This window comes from Candidatus Brevundimonas colombiensis (genome assembly GCA_029202665.1).
In the GTDB taxonomy this organism is placed as follows: domain Bacteria; phylum Pseudomonadota; class Alphaproteobacteria; order Caulobacterales; family Caulobacteraceae; genus Brevundimonas; species Brevundimonas colombiensis.
In genome coordinates this window covers 2,295,447-2,314,641 of record CP119326.1, presented here as the reverse complement: position 1 = coordinate 2,314,641, position 19,195 = coordinate 2,295,447, and the positions used below count along the sequence as shown (strand labels likewise).

General features: G+C 67.1%; 16 protein-coding genes. 1 reads left to right on the top strand and 15 read right to left on the bottom strand.

Translation table 11 applies throughout. The annotated features are described in order from the left end of the window. Nucleotides 1-95: 95 nt before the first annotated feature. The 7 genes from P0Y50_11275 to P0Y50_11245 all read right to left on the bottom strand — a co-directional run bounded on the left by P0Y50_11275 (nt 96) and on the right by P0Y50_11245 (nt 8,528). Nucleotides 96-1,289, bottom strand: coding sequence for an acyl-CoA dehydrogenase family protein (locus tag P0Y50_11275; protein WEK39125.1), 1,194 nt, complete (start codon nt 1,287-1,289; stop codon nt 96-98). A gap of 130 nt (nt 1,290-1,419) precedes the next feature. Next, nucleotides 1,420-2,574, bottom strand: coding sequence for a rod shape-determining protein RodA (gene rodA, locus P0Y50_11270; protein WEK39124.1), 1,155 nt, complete (start codon nt 2,572-2,574; stop codon nt 1,420-1,422). Further along, complete coding sequence (gene mrdA, locus P0Y50_11265) at nt 2,571-4,601, bottom strand: penicillin-binding protein 2 (protein WEK39123.1); 2,031 nt, start codon at nt 4,599-4,601, stop codon at nt 2,571-2,573. Before mrdA ends, rodA begins: the two co-directional genes overlap by 4 nt. Further along, nucleotides 4,598-5,116: a hypothetical protein gene (locus P0Y50_11260; GenBank protein WEK39122.1), complete on the bottom strand. Its 519-nt coding sequence runs from the start codon at nt 5,114-5,116 to the stop codon at nt 4,598-4,600. Before P0Y50_11260 ends, mrdA begins: the two co-directional genes overlap by 4 nt. Then, nucleotides 5,113-6,297: a rod shape-determining protein MreC gene (gene mreC, locus P0Y50_11255; protein ID WEK39121.1), complete on the bottom strand. Its 1,185-nt coding sequence runs from the start codon at nt 6,295-6,297 to the stop codon at nt 5,113-5,115. Before mreC ends, P0Y50_11260 begins: the two co-directional genes overlap by 4 nt. Nucleotides 6,298-6,458: 161 nt before the next feature. Continuing rightward, on the bottom strand, nt 6,459-7,499 hold the full coding sequence (locus P0Y50_11250) for a rod shape-determining protein (protein ID WEK39120.1): 1,041 nt from the start codon (nt 7,497-7,499) through the stop codon (nt 6,459-6,461). Nucleotides 7,500-7,814: 315 nt separating this feature from the next. Next, nucleotides 7,815-8,528: a VTT domain-containing protein gene (locus tag P0Y50_11245; GenBank protein WEK39119.1), complete on the bottom strand. Its 714-nt coding sequence runs from the start codon at nt 8,526-8,528 to the stop codon at nt 7,815-7,817. 122 nt (nt 8,529-8,650) lie between these two features. Here P0Y50_11245 and P0Y50_11240 point away from each other — a divergent pair, with 122 nt between their 5' ends. Further along, entirely contained in the window at nt 8,651-9,856 is a 1,206-nt protein-coding gene (locus tag P0Y50_11240; protein ID WEK41567.1) for a pyridoxal phosphate-dependent aminotransferase, read from the top strand. 9 nt (nt 9,857-9,865) lie between these two features. On the opposite strand, the gene P0Y50_11235 is transcribed toward P0Y50_11240, so the two are convergent. The 8 genes from P0Y50_11235 to serS form a co-directional block, all read right to left on the bottom strand. Continuing rightward, nucleotides 9,866-11,545: a histidine kinase famiy protein gene (locus P0Y50_11235; protein ID WEK39118.1), complete on the bottom strand. Its 1,680-nt coding sequence runs from the start codon at nt 11,543-11,545 to the stop codon at nt 9,866-9,868. A 33-nt stretch (nt 11,546-11,578) separates the two neighbouring features. Next, on the bottom strand, nt 11,579-12,571 hold the full coding sequence (gene secF / locus P0Y50_11230; GenBank protein WEK39117.1) for a protein translocase subunit SecF: 993 nt from the start codon (nt 12,569-12,571) through the stop codon (nt 11,579-11,581). Continuing rightward, nucleotides 12,571-14,163, bottom strand: a complete 1,593-nt coding sequence (gene secD / locus P0Y50_11225) for a protein translocase subunit SecD (GenBank protein WEK39116.1) — start codon at nt 14,161-14,163, stop codon at nt 12,571-12,573. Before secD ends, secF begins: the two co-directional genes overlap by 1 nt. 34 nt (nt 14,164-14,197) lie before the next feature. Then, nucleotides 14,198-14,515, bottom strand: coding sequence for a preprotein translocase subunit YajC (gene yajC / locus P0Y50_11220; GenBank protein ID WEK39115.1), 318 nt, complete (start codon nt 14,513-14,515; stop codon nt 14,198-14,200). Nucleotides 14,516-14,620: 105 nt separating this feature from the next. Next, a complete protein-coding gene (locus tag P0Y50_11215) occupies nt 14,621-15,718 on the bottom strand; it encodes a peptidoglycan DD-metalloendopeptidase family protein (protein ID WEK39114.1) in 1,098 nt (365 codons plus the stop codon). Between the two features lie 151 nt (nt 15,719-15,869). Further along, a complete protein-coding gene (locus P0Y50_11210; protein ID WEK39113.1) occupies nt 15,870-16,514 on the bottom strand; it encodes a protein-L-isoaspartate(D-aspartate) O-methyltransferase in 645 nt (214 codons plus the stop codon). Further along, the gene (gene surE, locus P0Y50_11205) at nt 16,511-17,314 is read right to left on the bottom strand and encodes a 5'/3'-nucleotidase SurE (protein ID WEK39112.1); all 804 of its coding nucleotides are present in this window, start codon (nt 17,312-17,314) and stop codon (nt 16,511-16,513) included. Before surE ends, P0Y50_11210 begins: the two co-directional genes overlap by 4 nt. Nucleotide 17,315: 1 nt before the next feature. Further along, the gene (serS, locus tag P0Y50_11200) at nt 17,316-18,794 is read right to left on the bottom strand and encodes a serine--tRNA ligase (protein ID WEK39111.1); all 1,479 of its coding nucleotides are present in this window, start codon (nt 18,792-18,794) and stop codon (nt 17,316-17,318) included. Nucleotides 18,795-19,195 lie beyond the last annotated feature (401 nt).

Genomic DNA, 19,195 nt, shown 5'->3' with positions numbered 1-19,195 from the left:
AGCGTTGTGCGAGCCGTGCGCCAACATCGTCGCACAAGCATTGGAGCCGTCCGATCCTCGGGTCGAGCCCGAGGATGACGGAGCGTAAGAGCGTCTTACGCCCCCGGCAGTTGCAGCAGGTGTTTGGCGATGATGTTCAGTTGAACCTCGCTGGTCCCGCCCTCGATGGAGTTGGCCTTGGTCCGCAGCCAGTCGCGCGCCGTCTTGCCGTCGTGCGACCGTTCGCCTTCCCATTCCAGTGCGTCCGCTCCGCCCGCCGCCATCAGCAGTTCGTGCCGCCGCTTGTTCAGCTCCGACCCATAGTATTTCAGCATGGAGGCGATGGCCGGGTGCGCCTGTTTGGCCTTCACCTGATCGCCCACCCGCTCCATCGCCAGACGGAAGGCGGCGGCGTCGATCTCCAGCTCGGCGATCCGGGCGCGCAGCATCGGCTCGTCCAGCCGCCCGTCGTCATCCGCCCCGATGGCGTCAAGCGCCACCTGCCCGACCGGCCGACCGCCCCCGACCTCGCCCATGGCGCCGATCATAGTCCGTTCGTGGGCCAGCAGATATTTGGCCACATCCCAGCCCCGGTTCAGCGTGCCGACCAGGTTCGCCTTTTCCACACGCACGTCGTCGAAGAAGGTCTCGCAGAAGGGCGACTTGCCGCTGATCAGGGTGATCGGCCGCGTCGTCACCCCCGGCGTGGTCATATCGAACAGGACGAAGCTGATACCTAGGTGTTTCGGCGCCTCCGGGTCCGTCCGCACCAGACAGAATATCCAGTCGGCCTTGTCGGCGTAGGAGGTCCAGATCTTCTGGCCGTTGACGATCCAGTGGTCTCCCCCAGAATCAGAAGTGTCTTCGGCCCGCGTCTGGATCGCGGCCAGGTCCGACCCCGCCCCCGGCTCGGAATAGCCCTGGCACCAGCGCACCTCGCCGCGCACGATTTCGGGCAGGAACCGCTGCTTCTGCTCTTCCGTGCCGAAGGCCAGCAGCGCCGGGCCCAGCATCCAGACGCCGAAGCTGGCCAGGGCCGGTTGCGCCTCGATGCGCCGCAGTTCGGAGGCCAGGACCTTGGCCTCCTCACGGCTCAGCCCCCCGCCGCCATATTCCTTGGGCCATTCGGGCGCGGTCCAGCCTCGCGCGCCCATCCGCTCCAGCCACAGTTTATGCGCCGGCGTCTTGAACGTTGGGTTTCGCCCTCCCCAGATCATCTCGTCGTCGGCCATAGGTCCGCGACATTCGGTCGGACAGTTGTCGGCCAGCCAGGCGCGCGTCTCGGCGCGGAACGGCTCCAGATCGCTCATGCGTCATCTCCCATATCGTCCGCCGCTGACGGCCGGGCCGTCGCGAAAGGATCGTTGGAAACGAGCTTATCTTCGAAATCGTCCGCTTAGGAAGCGAAACATGAATGCCGATCACTTAGCTGACGTAACGTCAGATCAGCCCATGACCCTTGGGCAGTTCGGCATAGCGGTGGACGCGCGTGGCCATCACCAGGCCAAAGCCGATCATTACGGTCAGCATCACCGTGCCGCCATAGGACAGCAGCGGCATCGGCACCCCCACCACGGGCGCCAGCCCCATCACCATCGCCCCGTTGATCAGCACATACAGGGCGAAGGTCGCCGTCACGCCCGAGGCCGCCAATCGCCCGAAGTGACTGTGCGACAACGACGCGATCCTCAGCGAGATCAGGATGATGGCGGCGTAACAGGCCAGGAGGGTGAAGGTGCCCACGAAGCCGAACTCCTCGGCGAAGGCGGCGAAGATGAAGTCGGTCTGACGCTCAGGCAGGAACTCCAGCTGGCTCTGACTGCCCAGGCCGAACCCACGGCCCAGCGGGCCGCCCGATCCCATGGCGATCTTGGACTGCACGATCTGATAGCCCTTGTCCGCCATATCGGCCTCGGGGCTCAGGAAGGTCAGCACGCGGTGGCGCTGATAGTCGTGCATGCCGAACATCACATAGGGCGGAACCAGCACCGCCGCCGCCACGATCAGCGGCACGATGACACGCCAGCTCAGCCCCGCCACGAACATCATCGCGGCGCCTGTCAGGCCGATCAGCATGGCCGAACCCAGGTCCGGCTGGTGCGCGACCAGCAGGAACGGCAGGCCGATGATCCCGACGGGGAAGATCAGCTTCCAGTGGAAACTCGCCTCCTTGGCCGTCGCGCCATGATACCAGCGGGCCAGGGCCAGAACGACGCCGATCTTCATGATCTCCGACGGCTGGATGCGGGTGAACCCCAGGTCCAGCCAGCGCGTCGCTCCCAGGGCGTGATACCCCAGCGGCGTCTCCACCAGCGCCAGCAGGAACAGCGCCAGCCCATAGATCGGATAGGCCAGGGAGAACCAGTAGCGAATACTGATCAGCGACAGCGCCAGCATCAAGGCCAGGCACATGCCGAAGCGGATCAGGTGTTTGGCCGCCCACGGCGACCACGATCCGCCCGCCACCGAATACAGCATCATCGCCCCCGTGCCGGCCACCACGCACAGCAGGGCCGTCAGCCGCCAGTCGATCTGACCCAGCTTGGTCGAGATGCGTTCGCGCTCGCCCGGACGCGACAGGGCGGATGCGGTCATCGGCCCGGCTCGGGCAGATAGGGGCGCGGGCCGCTGGTCGGGCCGGGGGCCGCGCGGGTCGGCTCCGGCGCGGCGACCACGTCCGGCTCGGGGGCCGCGCCGACCACGCCGTCCTCAACGATGGCGTCGCCGGTCGGCTCGGGCGGCGGGGGCCGTTCGATGCGCGCGCGCATGTCCGGGTCCTTCAGCAGGACGGTGCGCATGACTTCGCGCGCGCGGGGCGCGCCTGCGGTGGCTCCGCCCTTGCCGCCATGCTCGACGATGACGGCGACCGCATAACGCGGCGCATCCACCGGGGCGAAGGCGATAAACAGGTTGTGGTCCTTCAGCGCCCATATGTCGCTCTTGCGCGAACCGGAGCCGTAGTTGCGCACCTGGGCCGTGCCGGTCTTGCCGGCCATCTGGATGTCGCCCAGGCCCAGTTGGCTCTGGCGATAGGCCGTGCCGGACCGGTCGTTGGCCACCGCGATCATGCCCTGACGCACATATTCGACGTGCGCGGGATCGAACGGCAGGTCGGGCGCCTCCGCCCCGCTGGGCTGTTCGATCCCGCCGATGGATTTGATCAGCCGCGGATGCAGCGCCTTCTTGCCGTTGGCCAGGCGCGACGTCATCACCGCCAGTTGCAGCGCATTGACCGTGACCGCGCCCTGACCGATCGCCACCGAGGTCGTTTCGCCCGGATGCCAGACGGGATCGCGTGGGAAGGTGCGCGCCTTCCATTCGGTGGACGGCAGCAGGCCCTTCTTCTGATTATCGACGCCGATATCGAAGATGTGCTCGAAACCCAAAGCCATCCCGGCCTTGCGGATATTGTCCACCCCCGCGCGATTGGACATGGTGTAGAAATAGACGTCGCACGAGTTCTTGATGGCGTTGTGCATATTCTGCGCGCCATGCCGGCCCCAACACCGCTGGATCCGATTGCCGTTTCGGAAGGCGCCCGTGCAGACGACGGTCTGGTTAGGGTCGACTCCCGCTTCCAGCAAGGCCAGCGCCGTCGTGGGCTTGAAGGTCGAACCCGGCGCGAAGGTGCCGTTGATCGTCTTGTCGAGCAAAGGCTTGCGCTCATAATCCGCCAGGGCGCGATAGGTCTTGGTCGGCACCCCGCCCACGAACAGGTTCGGGTCGAACGATGGCGCGGAGACCATGCATAGAATGTCGCCGTTGCGCACGTCCATGACCACGCAGGCCCCGGATTCGTCGCCTAACACCTCCAGCGCCCGGTTCTGCACGTCGGCGTCCAGCGTCAGCACGACCTCCTTGCCGGGCACGGCCGGGCGCGATCCGCCGACGTCCTCGGCCACCACACGGCCGCGCGCATCGACCTCGACCCGGTTGCCGCCCGGCACGCCGCGCAGCGACAGGTCCAGCGCCTTTTCCACGCCCTGACGGCCGATGCGGAAGCTGGGGTTGAACAGCAACGGCGGCGGCTGCTGGCCCTTGTCTCGCAACGCCTTGACGTCCCGGTCCGACACCTTGGCTACATAGCCGACGACGTGGGCGAAGGCCCCGCCGAACGGATAGTAACGGGCCTCGTTCATATCCACCATCACGCCCGGCAGTTCGTTCGCGTACTGATTGACCTTGGCGAACTCCTCCCACGTCAGGTCGCTCTTGACCGGCACCGGATTGAACTTGGACGCCGCATTGACGTCGCGGATGATGGCCCGGCGCCGTTCCAACGTGTCCGGCAGCACCCGGCCCAGCAGATCCAGCGTCTCGTCCAGATCCTTGGTCTCGTCGCGCACGACCAGCACGCGGAAACTGGGCCGGTTGCCGGCGATGACGACGCCGTTGCGATCCTTGATCAGGCCGCGCGGCGGCGGGACCATGCGGAAGTTGAACTGGTTTTGCGACGACAGCGCCGCATATTCCTGGGCCTGCACGACCTGCAGCTGGCCCAGTCGTCCGATCAGGGCCGTGATGCCCAGCGCCGTCGCCCCGCCCACGATGAAGGTGCGCCGCAGGAAGGAACCCTGCCGCTCGTTGACATCTGCGAAAAAGATGGAGGGTTCGCCGCTCATCGGAACCGGATATCCCCGTCGTCGAACCGCTCCAACATCCAGTTGGCCACGGGATACAGCATCAGCGTCGGCGCGATCTGCGCGATCAGCGGCACGAGGGCAGGCGCGCTGGCGGCCCGCACCGCCACGATCATATAGGCCAGGGCGAAGGCGGCCAGGGTGCAGGCGGCGTAGGCGCCGAACCGGATCAGGCCGTCATGCCCAGCCATCAGATTGCGCGACATCAGCACCGTGAAATAGACCGCCATCAGACATAAGGTCCACAGACCAAGCGGCGCATTCCAAAACAGATCAAGGAACAGACCCAGCGCGAACAGAACCGCCGGCGCCGTCATGGAGGGCCGGATCAGCGGCCAGGCGAAGGCCAGGATCATGGGCGCGACCGGCTCGGGCAGATGCAGGCCGAACACCTGCAACGGCGTCGCCAGAACGACGGTGGCGGCGATGGCGGCCAGGGCCGGATAGACGATCCATTGCAGGGGGCCGACGACGCGGACCGCGACTGGCCGTCTCACAGCGCGCCGTCCGGCGCAGGCGCTGGCGCGGTTTGGCTGGGTGCGGTTTGGCTGGGCGCAGGCGTGGGCGTGGGCGTAGGCGTAGCGCGCGCCGCCGGTCGAGCTGCTGTGGGGGCTGGCCGTGGCGTGGCGGCGGCGGGGGGCGGCGCAGTTGCGGCGGTCGCAGCGGCCGCGGCAGCCGCTCTCGCCCGCTCGGCCTGTTGCTGAGCCTGGGCCTGCTGGGCCGCCTGACGACGCGCGGCGGCGTCGTGAATGGCGCCCAGTTCGGCCGCGCTCGGCTCCGGCGCCGTGGTCAGGCCCGCCAGCGCCGGCGCATTCAGCGCATCGGGGCTGACCAGTTGACCGAAGCTTTGGAACAGCAGCACCCGCACATAGTCCACCGCGCCGTGATCGCTGAACAGTTTGACCCGCCAGGCGCCGTCCACGCCCTTGGCCGCCACGCCGATCGGCAGGCCGCGCGGCAGACCGCCGCCGTCGCCGGAACTCAGGATACGGTCGCCGGCCTGCACCGCCCCTGTTCCGCGAATGAACTCCAGGCGCGGACTGTCGCCGCCGTCGCCGGTCAACATGGCGCGCGCGTCGGTGCGTTCGATCATGACCGGGGTGCGCGACGCCACATCGGTCAGCAACACCATCCGACTGACGCGCGAGGTTACGCCGGTGATCCGCCCGACCAGACCGTGTTCGCTGACGACCGGATTGCCGATCCGCACGCCCTGGGCCGATCCGACGTCCAACAGCTTGGCGCGATTGAACGGCCCGCGCGCATCGGAGATCACGCGCCCCGTCGCCATGGCCACCGCCGGTTCGACCCGCAGGCCCAACATGGCTTCGTATCGGCTGTTGACGTTCTTCAGCGCGATCGCCTGGTCGCGCCATTCGCGCAGCTCGGCGTTTTCGGCCCTTAGCCGCCGGTTCTCGCCGACGGCGAAGAAATAGCCGCCGATATAGTCGCGCACGCCGCCGGCCCAGCGCACGGGCGCGGCCAGAACCCCGCCCACCGGCGCGGCCGCCGTCTCGAACCCGCCACGCGCCGCGCCCATGCTGGACCCGCCCTCGGCCGTCGGCCGGTCGCTCAGCAGCAACACCACAGCCGCGACGATGGCCACGACAGCGACCACCGCGGCGGTCCACACCAGCGGCACCTTGATGTTCTCAAAAGGTCCGTCGCGAAACGCCACGGGCGACCTTTCACTCAAAAGGATTGGAATCGGCGGGACGCCTCCCGCCGCACATCCTGCCTATCGCAAAATCAAGGCCGGAATGGAACCGTGATCGTGCAGGCGGGACAAGGATTCGCGGCCAAGCTTTCGCCCGGCCGCGCAAGAGGTCGACGGCGCGATCAGAGCGCGGAGTCGAGCACGCCCTTCATCCAGCGCGGATGTTCCAGCACGCGGCCGCAGCCGATGGCCACGCACGACAGCGGATCGTCCGCCACCGAGACCGGCAGTCCGGTGTGATCGCGGATTTCGACGTCCAGGCCGCGCAGCAGCGCCCCGCCACCCGTCAGCATGATGCCCTTGTCGGCGATGTCGGCCGCCAGTTCCGGCGGCGTGGCTTCCAGCGCGACCTTCACGGCCTCGACGATCTGGGTCACCGGCTCGGCCAGGGCTTCGGCGGCCTGGCGTTCGGACACGCGGACCTCGCGCGGCACGCCCTGCATCAGATCGCGGCCCTTGACCTCGATCGACAGGCCTTCGCCGTCGGCGGGAATGCGGGCGGTGCCGATGTCCTTCTTGATGCGCTCGGCCGTCGTCTCGCCGATCAGCAGATTATGGTTGCGGCGCATGTAGCTGATCAGCGCGTCGTCCATCATGTCGCCGCCGACGCGGACCGAACGCGAATAGACGATGCCCGACAGCGACAGGACGGCGACTTCCGTCGTGCCGCCGCCGATGTCGACCACCATCGAACCGGTCGGTTCGTGGATCGGCAGGCCGGCGCCGATCGCGGCGGCCATAGGCTCGTCGATCAGACCCACGCGGCGGGCCGAGGCGTTCAGGCAGCTGTCGTTGATGGCGCGGCGCTCGACCGCCGTGGCGCCCGACGGCACGCAGACGATGATCTTGGGATTCACGAAACCCTTGCGGTTATGCACCTTGCGGATGAAGTGCTTGATCATCTCTTCGGCGACTTCGAAGTCGGCGATGACGCCGTCGCGCATCGGGCGGATGGCTTCCATGTGGCCCGGCGTGCGGCCCAGCATCTGCTTGGCCTCTATGCCCACGGCGTGGACCACCTTGCGGCCGCCGACATTTCTCAGCGCCACGACCGAGGGCTCGTTCAGGACAATGCCCTTGCCCTTCATGTAGATCAGGGTGTTGGCGGTGCCCAGGTCCATCGCGATGTCATTCGAAATCGCGCCGAAAAGGGAAAAACTCATGGGAATTGATACCGTTGTTAGCTGGCCAGGGCGTCTTGAGAGTTCGCAGTCGACCTGGCGACGCCCCAACTGTCCCGACATCCCCACGCCGGACAGTTCCTGATCGTCTTCGCCACGCCTACCGTCGGCGGGTTTGCCTGTATGAAACCGGGAATACAAGCCCCGATGACAGTCTCGTCATTACAGAACCCCGCCCGTGCGCCGCAGGGCCGGGGATATCGGGCCGCAGCCCCGCATGTCCGCTCCTGCGATCGTCAGACGGCGGACAGTCCGTCGGCCGCCAGCGCCCGCTGCATCGCCGACCAGGCCATCGGCTCAATCTCCTCTCGCGGCCTCGCGCCGCTTGACCACTTCCCGCACCACCAACATCAGCGCCAGCCAGGCCAGGGCCACGCCAGCCAATATGGCCGACGTCCAGATTCCGTCGCCGCTGACCGCCGTCATGAACGATCCGCCGAAGAAGGCGACCAAGGCCGTCTTGGGCAGGACCCCCAAGGCGCAGCCGGCCAGAAAGCCCGGAAACGACGCCCGCGCCGCGCCGAACGCCATATTGACGACGATGAAGGGCGCGGACGGCACATTGCGGATCATGAAGCTGGCGTAGAAGGCATTCTTGCCGACGAAGCGCGTCAGCCGCCCGACCGTCTTGCCGCCATGCCGCTCCAGCAGCCGCGCCGTCGGTCCGCGTCCCAGCCAATAGGTGACGCCCGCCGACACCACGGTCGCGATCCAGCTGTAGAGAAAGCCGAACCACGGCCCGAACGCCACCACGCAGGCCGCGATCAGAATGAACTGCGGCGCGCCGAAGAAGGCCGACACGGTGAACACCACGATGGCGGCGACCAGACCCCACGGCCCATGGCGGAATCCGGCCAGCCACGCCTCCAGCTGATCCTCGGCGTCCAGTCCCAACTGGCTCTTGCCCACCGCGAACAGGGCCGCCATCGCGCCCAACAGCAAGGCCGTCGCCAGCACAGCCCGCCAGCGACGCGCCTCCATGTTCGACAGAAAATCGACGATCCAGCGCATCAGACCGGCCGCTTATCACCCGCCGTCTGCATTAGCGAGCGTCAGCGCATTGTCCCGCGCGGCGGCGACGCGTAAACAACCCCGCCTCCCCGGCATGAATCTTTCAAATCGACGGGATTATGATGTCCAGCCTGCAATCTTCCGCCCTCGCCCGCGTCAAGCCTTCGGCCACCATCGCCGTGACCGCCCAGGCCCGGAAGCTTAAAGCGGAAGGTCGCGACGTGATCGGCCTGGGCGCGGGCGAACCCGACTTCGACACCCCCGACAATGTCAAACAGGCCGCCATCGACGCGATCAATCGCGGCGAGACGAAATACACCGACGCCGACGGCATGCCCGAACTGAAGGCCGCCATCGTCGCCAAGTTCAAGCGCGAGAACGATCTGGACTATACGGCGGCCCAGATTCACGTCGCGCCGGGCGGCAAGCCGGTCATCTTCAACGCCCTGATCGCCACCCTGAACCCGGGCGACGAGGTCATCGTGCCCGCCCCCTATTGGGTCAGCTATCCCGACATGGTGCTGCTGGCGGGCGGCGAGCCCGTGACCGTCATCGGCGAGGAAAAGGACGGCTTCAAGCTTCTGCCCGCCGTGCTTGAGGCGGCGATCACGCCCAAGACCCGCTGGCTGATCCTGAACAGCCCGTCCAACCCCACCGGCGCCGCCTACACCCGCGCCGAGCTGGAGGCCCTGGCCGAGGTGCTGCGTCGCCACCCGCACGTCTGGGTGCTGACCGACGATATGTACGAGCATCTGGTCTATGGCGACTTCGAATACACCACCATCGCCCAGGTCGCGCCGGACCTGATCGACCGCACCCTGACGGTCAACGGCGTGTCCAAGGCCTATGCCATGACCGGCTGGCGCATCGGCTACGCAGGCGGTCCCAAGGCGCTGATCGACCTGATGCGCAAGGTCGCCAGCCAGACGACCTCAAACCCCGCCAGCATCAGCCAGTGGGCGGCGGTCGAGGCGCTGAACGGTCCGCAGGACTTCATGGCCGAACGCAAGGCCGCCTTCGAGACGCGCCGCGATCTGGTCGTGTCGATGCTGAACCAGGCGACGGGGATTACATGCGCGACGCCGGAGGGCGCCTTCTACGTCTATCCGTCCATCACAGGCCTGATCGGCAAGACGACGGAAAGCGGCGTGGTCATTGACGGCGATTCCACCTTCGCCGCCGAACTGTTGAACGCCGAAGGGGTGGCCGTAGTCCAGGGCGAGGCCTTCGGCCTCAGCCCCTATTTCCGCATCAGCTACGCCACCTCGGACGCGGTGCTGGAAGAGGCCTGCACCCGCATCCAGCGCTTCACTGCCTCGCTGCGCTGATCTTGGTCGTCATGCCGTCGCGGGTCCGAAATCGGACGTGCGGCGGCCCGGCCCTTTGCGCGGTCCCTGACGCAGGGCGGTCTGGACACGGTCGATCAGTTCGCTGCGTCGATAGGGCTTGCCCAGCACGTCCATCGCTTCCGCCTGCGGACCGTCCAGCGCCATCTGGTCATTATAGCCCGTGGTCATCAGGATCGCGGCCGTGTCGCTGCGCTCCCTGATCTGTCCGGCGAACACCAGGCCGTTCACGCCGCCGGGCATGACGACGTCGGTGAAGACCAGATCGAACGGATTGTCTTCCGCCAGCGCCGTCTCGAAAAGCTCCAACCCCTCTTCCCCGCTGAGGGCCACGGCGACCTCATAGCCGGTCTCCACCAGCGTATCGCGCGCCAGTGAGGCGATCTCGGCGTTGTCGTCCACCACCAGAACACGCGGCGGCGCATCGTCGTCCACCGCATCGGGTCGGAACCGCGAGACCGGGGCGTCGCCCGGGCCGTCGGTCGCCGCCGCGACGGGAAAGATCATCCGCACCCTGGTTCCGTCGCCCGGCTGGGACTCGATCTCCAGCCGACCGCCCGACTGCTGCGCGAACCCGTGGGCCATGGCCAGGCCCAGCCCCGTGCCCTGCCCCGTCGGCTTGGTGGTGAAGAAGGGTTCGGTGGCGCGCGCCAGCACATGCTGGGGCATTCCCTCGCCATCGTCCGAAACGGTCAGCGTGACATAGTCGCCAGGCGTCAGATCGCGCGAGGCGGCGTCCCCGTTGAGCGTCAGCGTCTCGGTGCTGACCGTCACCGCCCCGCCATGGCCCGAGGCGTCGCGCGCGTTCACCAACACATTCAGCAGCGCCATCTCCAGGTGAACCGGGTCGACCATCACGCGCGGCAGACGTCGGCGCAGATGCAGCGACAGTTCGATCTTGGACCCTGCCGCACTGTCCAGCAGGTCGGAGATGGAGCTGACCAGTTCGGTCAGATCCACGCCCTTGGGCTCCAGCCGGCTGCGACGCGCAAAGGCCAGCAGCTGTTGCGTCAGCTTGGCCCCGCGGTCGGCGGCCGTGGAGGCCACGGTCACGAAGCGCTTGACCCGCTCCACATCATCCGGTGCGGCCGAAATCCGCTCCAGACTGCCGCCCACCACCTGCAACAGGTTGTTGAAATCGTGCGCCAGCCCCGCGGTCAGTTGCCCGATGGCCTCCATCTTCTGGGCCTGCCGCGACACCTGCTCGCTTTCGCGCCGGCGCGTGACATCCAACTGACTGGCGAAGAAATAAAGCAGTTCGCCCTTCTCGTCGAAGATCGGCCCCATGAAGACCGCGTTCCAGAACGGGCTGCCGTCCCGGCGATAGTTCAGGATTTCGACCGCCAGCGCCCGTTTCGCCGCGACCGCATCGCGCAGTTCGCGCACCGTCTCGCGATCAGTCTGCGGCCCCTGCAGAAAGCGGCAGTTGCGGCCCACCACCTCGTCTTCCTCATAGCCCGTCAGGTCCAGGAAGGCGTTGTTGGCGAAGGCGATGGGATTGTCGGGCTGGCGCGGGTCCGAAATGATCATCGGCATCCGCGTCATCTGGATCGCGGCGAAGAAGACATCGCTCTGATCCGCGAAACCCGGTTGGGTGATCGTGCTCTGGCGCCAATGGCTGAGATGCGGCCCCTCGTGCCCGCCTATCGTGTCCTTGCTTTTATCGGTCATGATCGGACAACGCGACGAGAGGACGACGGTTCGTCAGGGCCGGCTGGCCATGCCCAGCTTGATCGGCTTGGCGTCGTCGGACGTCCCGCCCCCGCGTCGCACGCCCCACAGCAGGATGATCGGCGCGCCGACGTAGATCGACGAATAGGTGCCGATGACGATGCCGAACATCAGGGCGATGGAGAAGCCGAACAGCGCCTCGCCCCCGAAAATGGCCAGGGCCGCCAGCACCATGACGGCGGTGACGCCGGTGATGATGGTCCGCGACAGGGTTTCGTTCAGCGACAGGTCGATCACGTCGCGCAACGGCATGGTCTTGTATTTCCGCAAATTCTCGCGAAGGCGGTCGAACACGACGACGGTGTCATTCATCGAATAGCCGATCACGGTCAGGACGGCGGCCACCATGTTCAGGCTGAACTCCAGCTTGAACAGCACGATCAGGCCGAACGTCAGGATCACGTCGTGCAGCAGGCCGACCACGGCGCCGAAGCCGAACTGCGGTTCGAACCGGAACCAGATGTAGAGGAACATCAGGCCGATCGCGACGCCTAGCGCCAAGAGGCCCGAGGTGAACAGCTCGCCCGACACCTTGGAGCCGACGACGCTGACGCCCGAATAGTTGACCTGGCCCACGGCCTTGCTGATCGCGCCTTCGACCTGCTGGACCACCTGGGTCTGGTCGCGGCCTTCCGGCACCTGGAAGCGCAGGATGGCGGTCGATCCGTCATCGACGTTGGTATCGCGCCGGGCGATGCCCTGCACCTGCACGTCGCCCAGGTTCAAACCGTTCACCGTCTCGCGCACGCGGTCCAGCTGGATTTCCTGGCCGGCGGGCTTGGACACTTCCATCGAGGCACCGCCCCGGAAGTCGATGCCCATGTTCAGGCCCGGCACGAAACAGGCCACGATCGAGGCCACGCACAGGATGATTGAGACAACGCCGGCCGCGCGCGAATATTTGACGAAATGGAAATTCGTCTTCTGCGGCAGCAGCTTGATAAGGGGCCATCCACGCATCGCCATCACTCCGCGATCGGCAGTTTTTTGGGCTTGGCCTTCTTGAGCCAGTAGCCGAGCAGGACCTGGGCGACCAGGACCGAGGAGAAGACCGAGGTGAAGACCCCGATGGTCAGGGTCCAGGCGAAGCCGCGCACCGGCCCCTCCCCGAACACGAACATGATGCCGGCGGCGACCAGGGTGGTCAGGTTGGCGTCGATGATGGTGCCCATGGCCTTGTTGAAGCCGGCGTCCATAGAGGCGATCACGCTGCGGCCCGAACGGGCCTCGTCGCGCATCCGCTCATAGATCAGCACATTGGCGTCCACGGCCACCGCGAAGGTCAGGATCAGACCCGCGATGCCCGGCAGGGTCAGCGTCGCCTGCGTCAGCGACATGGCCGCCACGATCAGCACGCCGTTCAGCACCAGGCCGACCACGGACACGCCGCCGAACAGCAGGCCATAGGCCAGGATCATGAACACGACGATGATGGCGAAACCGACCGCCGTGGACAGGGCGCCGGCGGCGACCGCGTCCGCGCCCAGTTCGGCCGTCACGGTGCGGCGTTCCTCCACGTTCAGCGGCGCCGGCAGAGCGCCCCCGTTCAGCAGATTCACCAGGGTCGAGGCTTCCTGGATCGAGAAGTTGCCGGTGATCTGGCCCGAGCCCGAGGTGATGGCGCTCTGGATCGTCGGGGCAGAGATGACCTTGCCGTCCAGGATGATGGCGAAGGGCTTCTGCAGGTTGGCCGCCGTCGCCTCGCCGAACCGGCGCGCGCCGGCGCCGTCAAAGCGGAAGTCGATGGCCGGGCGGCCGCTCTGGTCCGAACCGACGCCCGCGCGGGTCAGGTTCTCGCCCGACACCAGCACGCGTTTCTTGACCAGATAGGGGGTGCCGTCCTCGCCTTGAAGCAGTTCGGAATCCGGCGGCACGCGGCCGGCAACGGCGTCGTTCACCGAGTTTTCGACGTCCACCATCTGGAAGGTCAGCTGCGCCGTCTGGCCGATGACCTCCTCCAGCTTGGACGGATCGCTCTCTCCCGGCGCCTGGACCACGATCCGGTCGGCGCCCTGACGGGTGATGGAGGGCTCGCGCGTGCCCAGGCTGTCGATCCGGCGGCGCACCACCTCGATCGACTGGTCCACGGCCGTCGCGCCCATGCCGTTCAGCGCGGCGTCGGTATAGGCGAAGCGGATGCGGCCATCCCCCAGCCGCGTCGCCGCGCGTTCGACCTGACCGCCAGGCCCGGTCTGTCCGCCCAGTTGCTGCAACGCCTTGACGGCCGCATCGGTCTGGGCCGGATTGGCCAGGGTCGCAATCACGCCGCCGGCCTCGCGCTGGAAGCCGTTGGTGGCGATGCCCGCGCCATTCAGCGTGACCCGCACGTCCTCGATCAGGTTGGTGACGCGCTTTTCGCGCATCTTCGGCACATCGACTTCCAGCAGCAGATACGATCCGCCCTGCAGGTCCAGCCCCAGGTTCAGCGCGTTCTTCGGCAACCAGCCGGGCAGCGCCTCGCGCTGAGCCGGGCTCAACAGGTTGGGATAGGCGAGAAGGCAGCCGAGGATCGCCGAGGCGACGACAAGGATGACTTTCCAGCGCGACAGCTGAATCATGAGGCGGTCCGGGTCTCAGCGATACGAGCGCGTATCAGGCCTTGGAATCGTTGGCGGCGATGGCGGTGCGGTTGCGCACCTCGGCGATCATCGACTTGACCACGCGCACATTGACGCTGGGCGCGATCTCGACATTGACCTCGGCGTCCTCGACGCGCGTCACCTTGCCGATCATGCCGCTGCCCAGAACCACGGTGTCGCCGCGCTTGACGGCGGCGATGGCGGTCGCGTGTTCCTTGGCGCGCTTCTGCTGCGGACGGATCAGCAGGAAGTAGAACAGGATGAAGATGCCGATGATGGGCGCAAAGCCGATCAGTTGCGCCATCAAGCCGCCGTCAGCCGCTCCGCCCATGGGTAGTCTCCGAATACGAAAAAGGGCGGCCCTCTTCGGCGCCCCCATTAAAACGAGGCGCGGAACCTAGGGCTGGTCCCTCAAGAATGCAACGCGGCTAAAGCGCTACCGCGGCAATACGGTCAGGGGATCGACCGCGACGGGGTCGTCGCCGCGCATCTGGCGCGTCTCGAAGTGGATCGAGGGACGGCCGTCGCCGGCGGTCAGGCCCACGGTGCCGACCTGCTGGCCCGCCCGCACGTCGTCGCCATCCTTAACCGTCGCCGAACCCAGATGACCATAGACGGTGCGCCAGCCGTTGGCGTGGACAACCAGCACCGTCAGCCCCTGACCGACCAGATCGCTGCCGACATAGGCCACGCGCCCGGCGGCCGAGGCGCCGACCGCGGCGCCGGCCGATGCCCCGATGTTGATGCCGTTGTTGCGCTCGCCCATGCCGACGGGGCCGAAGCGACGCACGATGTCGCCCCGAACGGGCCAAAGCAGATTCGGCTGGCCCGTCGCGACCGCGCCCTGCGCGGCCGGCGCCTGGACCGCGCCCGACGAAAACGGCTGCGTCACCGGCCGCGTCTGCACCGGCAGCGCCGCGTTGCCCGAACGTGGCGGCGGCGGCGGCGGAATGACCCCGTTGTTGGGCACCAGAACGCCCACGGGCGATGCGCCGGTCGCGTAGGGATCGTTCCCCGTATCTACGGCCGCCTCGGGCAGGATGATTCGCTGACCGCTGGTGATCGCGCCGCGCGGCCCCAGACCATTCAGGTCGATCAGGGTCTGCACCGGGGTCTGGAACCGGCGTCCGACGCCCGAAATCGTGTCCCCGGGCTGGATCACATAGGCCGCGCCGGGCCGCGTCGAACCCGAAGGCGCCACAGCCGGGGGCTGATAGGCGGGCGGCGTATAGGTCGGCTGGCTGGGCGTCACCGTGACAGGCGGCGGCAGGGCCCCGCCCTCCACCTGACCGATGGGCGCGGTCGCCGGCGGCGGCGATTCATAGGGCGCGGGGCGATAGGGCTGGGTCTGCGCCCCACCCGGATAGGCCGGCTGCTGACCACCCGCAGACGGATAGGCCCCGCGATCCGGCGCCGGCGCGGGCGAGGCGTGGGTGGAATACCGCGGCTCGGACGGATAGGTCATGCAGGCCGCCGCACTCAGCGACGCCCCCGCGATCAACGCCACTCTCATCCAGCCCGAAATCACCGCCACCGGCCGCTCCTCGCATGGTTAAACTCACCCGCCCGGTGTGCCCGCTCGCGCCCCATAAGCCAACCCCGCAATCATCGCGGAATTGGGGCGCTAAGGTTAACGCAGGCGCTAGGCCGTCTCCTGCCCACATCGTGGCGAGGAGATGTTAGTTCTACCCCTCCTTGGCCGTCCCCTCGACCAGGGGCACGAACCGCACTTCGGTCAGGCTTTCGCGGCGGAAGGCGCCGTCGCCCTGGCCGACGTAGCGGTGCAGCATCTGCACCGACGTCCGCCCCACCGGCGCGACCAGCACACCGTGCGGCTTGAGCTGTTTCAGCAGTTCGGTCGGCTCCGTCGGCGAGGCGGCCGTGACCATGATCCGGTCGAACGGTGCCTGCTCGGCCCACCCCAGCCCGCCGTCGCCATGTCGGGTGATGACGTTATCGATCTCCAGCGTCCGCAGCCGCGCCTCGGCCTCGACCAGCAGGCTGCGATAGCGCTCGACGGAATAGACATAGCGCGCCAGCCGGCTGAGGACCGCGCACTGGTATCCGCTGCCGGTGCCGATCTCCAGCACCCGGTGCCGCGCCTGCACGTCCAGCGCCTGGGTCATCAGGCCGACGATATAGGGCTGGCTGATCGTCTGGGCGCAGTCGATCGGCAGGGCCTGATCCTCCCACGCCTGGTCCAGGAACTTCTCGTGCACGAAGACCGCCCGGTCGATGCTCTCCATCGCCTTCAGCACGCGCGGCTCCGTGACCCCCTGCTGACGCAGCGACAGGATCAGGCGGCCGGCGCGGTCGTCGTGCAGGTTCATGCGGCGGGTGATGTCCTGGCCAGGGCCTTCGGCGGCGCCCCGCCCAGCACCTTCTTCAGGTCGTGGACGCTGGACATATGGGTCAGGTCGATGTGCAGCGGCGTGACCGAAATCCGCCCCTCGTCAATGGCCCGCAGATCCGTGCCCTCGGCGTGTTCGCGCTTTTCGCCGCGGAAGCTCATCCAGTAATAGTCGCGCCCGCGCAGGTCGGTGCGACGCACGGCGTGCATCTCGCCCACGTCGCGGAACCCTTGCGTCGTCACCTCGACCTGATCCACCTCTTCCGGCCGGCGGTTGGGGAAGTTCAGGTTCATCACCACGCCCGGCGCCCATTTCTGGGCCAGCAGCCGGGCGATGATGGCGGGGGCGAATTCCTCCGCCGTCTCCCAGTGCGCCACCACCTCGTCGTGGAACCGTTCAAGGCTTTGGCTCAGGGCGATGGAGCGAATGCCGAACGCCATCCCCTGCAACGCCCCCGCCACCGTGCCGGAATAGCTGACGTCCTCGCCGATATTGTGCCCCCGGTTGACGCCCGACAGCACCAGATCGGGCTTCTCAGGCATCAGATCGTTGACGGCCAGCACGACGCAGTCGGTCGGCGTCCCCGTTACCGCGAACCGCTTTTCGCCCAGGTTCAGCACGCGCAGAGGCTCGGTCAGGGTGATCCCCCGCCCCTTGCCCGACTGTTCGACGGCGGGCGCGCACACCCAGACGTCGTCGCTGATCGTCCGCGCGATCCGCTCCAGACAGGCCAGACCCTCGGCCTCGATCCCGTCGTCGTTGGTCAGAAGAATCCGCACCTTAAACTCCGCCCACGAATTCCAGACCGCCCATATAGGGACGCAGCACGGCGGGCACGGCGATGCGGCCGTCCTCCTGCTGATAGGTCTCCATGATCGCCACCAGCGTCCGGCCGACCGCCAGGCCCGAGCCGTTCAGCGTATGGACAAACTCGGTCTTCTTCTCTCCGGCGCGCTTGAACCGGGCGTCCATGCGCCGCGCCTGGAAGTCGCCGCAGTTCGAGCAGCTGCTGATCTCGCGATAGGTCCCCTGGCTGGGCAACCAGACCTCCAGGTCAAAGGTCTTCTGCGCCGAAAAGCCCATGTCACCCTTGCACAGCAGCATCCGCCGGAACGGCAGCTCCAGCGCCTTCAGCACCGCCTCGGCGCAGCCCGTCATCCGCTCATGCTCGGCATCCGAGTCCTCCGGTCGCGTGATCGACACCATCTCGACCTTGCTGAACTGATGCTGACGGATCAGCCCGCGCGTATCGCGCCCCGCCGACCCCGCCTCGGCCCGGAAGCACGGCGTCAGGGCCGTCATCCGCATCGGCGTCGCCAACTCGTCCTCGGACAGGATCGTCTCGCGCACGAGATTGGTCAGCGAGACTTCGGCGGTGGGGATGAGAAAGCGGCGATCAGATCCCCCATGCTCGAAGCTGGAACGTCCAGCTTCGATCGTGGCAATCTGCCATTCCAAGAAGCGGTCCACCGCATCGGCGTGCGTTTCGCCGTCAGAAAGCTGGAGGAAACTCGTCTGCTTATTTGAGGCGATTAGAACATCGCGATCCTCAAATACCAAGTCTCGTAAAGAGCGCTGTTTAAGGCCCGTAGCGAACAAATCCTCCTCGAACTTCGGCAACTGTCCCGTGCCGAACATCGCTTCATCGCGCACCAGATAGGGCGGGTTCACTTCCAGATACCCGTGCTGATCCGTCTGCATATCCAGCATGAACTGCCCCACGGCCCGTTCCAGCCGCGCCAGCTGGCCCTTCAACACCGCGAACCGCGCGCCCGACATCTTCGCCGCCGCCTCGAAGTCCAGCAGGCCCAGCGCCTCGCCCAGGTCGGCGTGATCCTTGGCCGGGCCGCTCCGACGCGGCTCGCCCCAGGTCGAGACTTCGACGTTGCCCGCCTCGTCCTCGCCGTCCGGCACGCCCTCGGCCGCCAGGTTCTTCTGCGCCGCCACGAGTTCGCGCAATTCCTTGCCGACCCGCGCCTCGACCTCGGCCGCCGCCGCGATGTCGCCCTTCAGCGCCTCGACCTCGGCCTTGAGGCGATCCGCCTCGGACATGTCCTTGCGCCCCATGGCGGCGCCGATCAGCTTGGAGGCGGCGTTGCGCTTGGCCAGGGCGTCCTGCCCCGTCGTCTGGGCGTGACGCAGTTCGCCGTCCAGCCGCAGGATGTCGGCGACCAGTCCGTCCGCCTCGTCCACCCCGCGCGACGACCAGCCCGCCACGTAAACCTGCGGGTTCTCGCGAATGGCTCTGATGTCGTGCATGGTCTGAAACTTCGGTCAGGCGGGAGAAGCCGAACGCTCTACCCGCCCGCGCGGTCACGGGCAACGCGGGAAGCGGCGCCAACGCCTCCGATGAGGCGCGCAAAGAACTCCCTTCTCTCCTCGCGGGAGAAGGACTCGCCCCCCATCGTCTCCTCCCCACGTGTGGGGAGGGGGACCGCGAAGCCTTGGAGGGACTGTTGAGGCTGCACAGGCGCCCGCGATGCGGCGGACGGCCCCTCCGTCTCTCCGCTGCGCTCCGAGCCACTTCCCCATGAAATGGGGAGGAGACGGAAGGCCCCACCCCTACATTTCGTCATTCTCGGCCTTGTCCCGAGGCCCCATAATCCCGGCAGCCGCCGTCGTGCTCCGTTCTGGAAACACCGAGCGTATAGATCCTCGGC

Excerpts from the sequence above, each read along its gene's own strand:
- P0Y50_11250 (WEK39120.1), bottom strand. The coding sequence starts at position 7,499 with ATGAGTTTTTCCCTTTTCGGCGCGATTTCGAATGACATCGCGATGGAC.
- rodA (WEK39124.1), bottom strand. The coding sequence starts at position 2,574 with ATGACCGCATCCGCCCTGTCGCGTCCGGGCGAGCGCGAACGCATCTCG.
- serS (WEK39111.1), bottom strand. The coding sequence starts at position 18,794 with ATGCACGACATCAGAGCCATTCGCGAGAACCCGCAGGTTTACGTGGCG.
- mrdA (WEK39123.1), bottom strand. The coding sequence starts at position 4,601 with ATGAGCGGCGAACCCTCCATCTTTTTCGCAGATGTCAACGAGCGGCAG.
- P0Y50_11245 (WEK39119.1), bottom strand. The coding sequence starts at position 8,528 with ATGCGCTGGATCGTCGATTTTCTGTCGAACATGGAGGCGCGTCGCTGG.
- P0Y50_11210 (WEK39113.1), bottom strand. The coding sequence starts at position 16,514 with ATGAACCTGCACGACGACCGCGCCGGCCGCCTGATCCTGTCGCTGCGT.
- secF (WEK39117.1), bottom strand. The coding sequence starts at position 12,571 with ATGGCGATGCGTGGATGGCCCCTTATCAAGCTGCTGCCGCAGAAGACG.
- yajC (WEK39115.1), bottom strand. The coding sequence starts at position 14,515 with ATGGGCGGAGCGGCTGACGGCGGCTTGATGGCGCAACTGATCGGCTTT.
- P0Y50_11275 (WEK39125.1), bottom strand. The coding sequence starts at position 1,289 with ATGAGCGATCTGGAGCCGTTCCGCGCCGAGACGCGCGCCTGGCTGGCC.
- P0Y50_11240 (WEK41567.1), top strand. The coding sequence starts at position 8,651 with ATGTCCAGCCTGCAATCTTCCGCCCTCGCCCGCGTCAAGCCTTCGGCC.
- secD (WEK39116.1), bottom strand. The coding sequence starts at position 14,163 with ATGATTCAGCTGTCGCGCTGGAAAGTCATCCTTGTCGTCGCCTCGGCG.
- P0Y50_11235 (WEK39118.1), bottom strand. The coding sequence starts at position 11,545 with ATGACCGATAAAAGCAAGGACACGATAGGCGGGCACGAGGGGCCGCAT.